We start from the raw sequence: 3,231 nt of genomic DNA, 5'->3' as shown, positions 1-3,231 counted from the left end.
AAGCGTGACCGTGGTGACCGCGTGCCGGCGCAGCAGCGCCAGCAGCCCGGGCCCGGGAAGAAGCTCGTCGCGCGGCGGGGTGACGCCGGAGCACCCGGCGTACGTGATCTACACCTCCGGCTCCACCGGCCGCCCCAAGGGCGTGCTGGTGCCGCTCCGGGGAGTGTGCAACGTGGCGGCCGCGCAGCAGCGCGTGTTCGGCCTGGGCCCGGGCGACCGGGTGCTGCAGTTCGCCTCGTTCAGCTTCGACGCGGCCGCCGCGGAGCTGCTGATGGGGCTGGCGTCCGGCGCCGCGCTCTGCCTTGCCCCGCGCGAGGAGCTCCTGCCCGGCCCCGGGCTGCTGGCGCTGCTGCGCCGGCAGGCGGTGACCATGGTGACCCTTCCTCCCGCGGCGCTGGCGGCGCTCCCGGTAGAGGAGCTGCCCGCGCTGCGCATCCTCGCGGTGGCCGGCGAGGCGCTTCCGGCGGAGCTCGTGGACCGCTGGGGCGCGCGGCACCGGCTGTGGAACCTGTACGGGCCCACCGAGGCCACCATCTGGAGCACGGCGGCGGAGTGCGCCGACCCGGCGCGCAAGCCGGACATCGGCGCGCCCATCGCCAACGTGCGCGCCTACGTCCTGGACGCGGGGCTCGAGCCGCTGCCGGTGGGCGTCCCAGGCGAGCTGTACATCGGCGGGGCCGGCGTCGCCCGGGGCTACCTGGGCCGGCCAGGGCTCACGGCCGAGCGCTGGATTCCCGACCCATTCTCGGCCGAAGGTGGAGCGCGCCTGTACCGCACGGGCGACCGGGTGCGCTGGAAGGAAAGTGCGGAAGTGCGTGAGTGCGTGAGTGCGGAAGTGGATTCCGTGCCGGCAGACCCACGCACTCACGCACTGACGCACTCACGCACCGCGGTTCTGGACTTCATCGGCCGGGTCGACGACCAGGTGAAGGTGCGCGGCTTCCGCATCGAGCCGGGAGAGATCGAGGCGCGGCTCGCCGAGCACGTGGCGGTGCGCGAGGCCGCCGTCGTCGTCCGCGAGGACGCGCCGGGCGACCGGCGGCTCGTGGCCTACGTCGTGGCCCTGGCCCCCGTGGAGGCCGAGGCGCTGCGCGCCCACCTGGGCGAGCGCCTCCCCGAGCACATGGTGCCGGCGGCGTACGTGCACCTGGATGCGCTGCCGCTCACCCCCAACGGAAAGCTGGACCGCAAGGCGCTCCCCGCCCCCGAGGGCGACGCGTACGCCCGGCGCGGCTACGAGGCACCGGTGGGCGAGACCGAGCGGGCTTTGGCGGAGATCTGGTCCGGGCTGCTGCGCGTGGAGCAGCCCGGCCGGTGGGACCACTTCTTCGAGCTGGGCGGCCACTCGCTCCTGGCGGTGCGGATGACCTCACGCGTGCGGCAGGTGCTGGGCGCCGAGGTTTCGCTCTCCGACCTCTTCCAGCGCCCGGTGCTGGCGGATCTCGCGCGCACCATCGCGAACGCGGCGCGCACCGAGCTGCCGCCGATCGAGCGCGTGGACCGCGGCGGACCCCTGCCGCTCTCCTTCGCGCAGCAGCGGCTGTGGTTCCTGGAGCAGCTGGGAGGCCTGGGCGACACGTACCACATCCCCACGCAGCTGCGGTTGGGCCGGGAGTTGGACCTGACGGCGCTGCGGCGTGCGCTGGACGCGGTGCTTGCGCGCCACGAGGCGCTGCGCACGACCTTCGTGGAGGTACAGGGCGAGCCGGTGCAGCGCATCGCGCCGCCGGGCGGCTTCGCCCTGGTGGAGCACGACCTACGCGAGCACCCCGCCGCCGCGACGGAGCTGCGGCGGCTGGCGGCGGAGGAGGCGGGCGCGCTCTTCGACCTGGAGCACGGGCCGCTGATCCGCGGGCGCCTGCTTCGGCTCCCCGGCGACGAACACGTCCTGCTGTTGACGATGCACCACATCGTCTCCGACGGCTGGAGCATGGAGGTGCTGACGCGGGAGCTCGGCACCCTCTACGCCGCCTTCCGCCGCGGCGATCCCGATCCCCTGCCCGCGCTGCCGGTGCAGTACGCCGACTACGCGGCATGGCAGCGGAAGTGGGTGGCCGGCGAGGTGCTGCGGGAACAGGCGGAGTACTGGAAGACGACGCTCGCCGGCGTTCCCGAGCTGCTGGAGCTCCCTGTGGACCGTCCGCGTCCCGCGCGGAAGGACCACGCGGGCGAAGCCCTGGCGATCGACCTGGGCGAGGAGCTCACGGCGGGGCTGAACGCGCTCAGCCAGCGCCGCGGCACCACGCCGTTCGTGACGCTGCTGGCCGGGTGGGCCGTGGTGCTCGGCCGCCTGTCGGGGCAGCACGACGTGGTCGTCGGGGCGCCCAGCGCCAACCGCGGCCGCACGGAGATCGAGGGGCTGATCGGCTTCTTCGTGAACACGCTGGCGCTGCGCGTGGACCTGTCGCAGTCGCCCACCGTGGCGGAGCTGCTGGAGCAGGTGCGCACTCGATCGCTGGGTGCGCAGCAGAACCAGGACATCCCCTTCGAGCAGGTGGTGGAGCTCGTCGACCCTGCGCGCAGCATGGCGCACACGCCGCTCTTCCAGGTGATGTTTTCCTGGCAGGGCGCGTCCGAGGGCCGGCCGGGGCTCCCCGGCTCCCCGGCGGGCGGCGTGGGGCCGGCCTCGCCGGCGGCGGCGAAGTTCGACCTGTCGCTCTCGCTGGGCGAGGCGGGCGGACGCATCGCCGGCAACCTGACGTACGCGACGTCGCTGTTCGAACAGGCGACCATAGAGCGCCACCTGGCGTACCTGCGCCGCGTGCTGGAGGCGATGGCCGCCGACGACCTTCAGCGCGTGGATGCGCTCCCGCTCCTGCCGCAGGCGGAGCGGCGCCTGGTGCTGGAGGAGTGGAACGCGACGGGCCGCTCGTATCCCACTAACCTCCGTGTCCACGACCTGTTCCGCGCGCAGGCCGCGCGGACGCCGGAAGCCGTCGCGCTCTCCTGGCGCGCCGAGCAGCTGACGTACGCCGAACTGGAGCGGCGGTCGAACCAGATCGCCAACGCCCTGCGCCGCCGCGGCGTCGGGCCGGAGGTGCGCGTGGGCATCTGCCTGCCGCGCACGCCGGAGCTGGTCGCCGCGATGTTGGGCGTGCTGGGTGCCGGAGGCGCGTACGTGCCGCTGGACCCGGCGTACCCGCGCGAGCGGCTGGGCTACATGCTCGAAGACGCGCGGGTCACGCTCGTGATCACCGACTCCGGTCTGGCGGATCGCCTGCCGGAGGGGGC

1 protein-coding gene is annotated in these 3,231 nt (G+C 74.2%); it reads left to right on the top strand.

The features are described from left to right. Positions 1-13: 13 nt before the first annotated feature. The coding region (locus VIB55_RS20315; protein ID WP_331878495.1) for a condensation domain-containing protein at positions 14-3,231 on the top strand (3,218 nt) is incomplete at its 3' end.

This window comes from Longimicrobium sp. (genome assembly GCF_036554565.1).
In the GTDB taxonomy this organism is placed as follows: Bacteria; Gemmatimonadota; Gemmatimonadetes; order Longimicrobiales; family Longimicrobiaceae; genus Longimicrobium.
The sequence above is the reverse complement of the archived record's forward strand: the minus strand, read 5'-3'. Positions and strand labels throughout refer to the sequence as shown.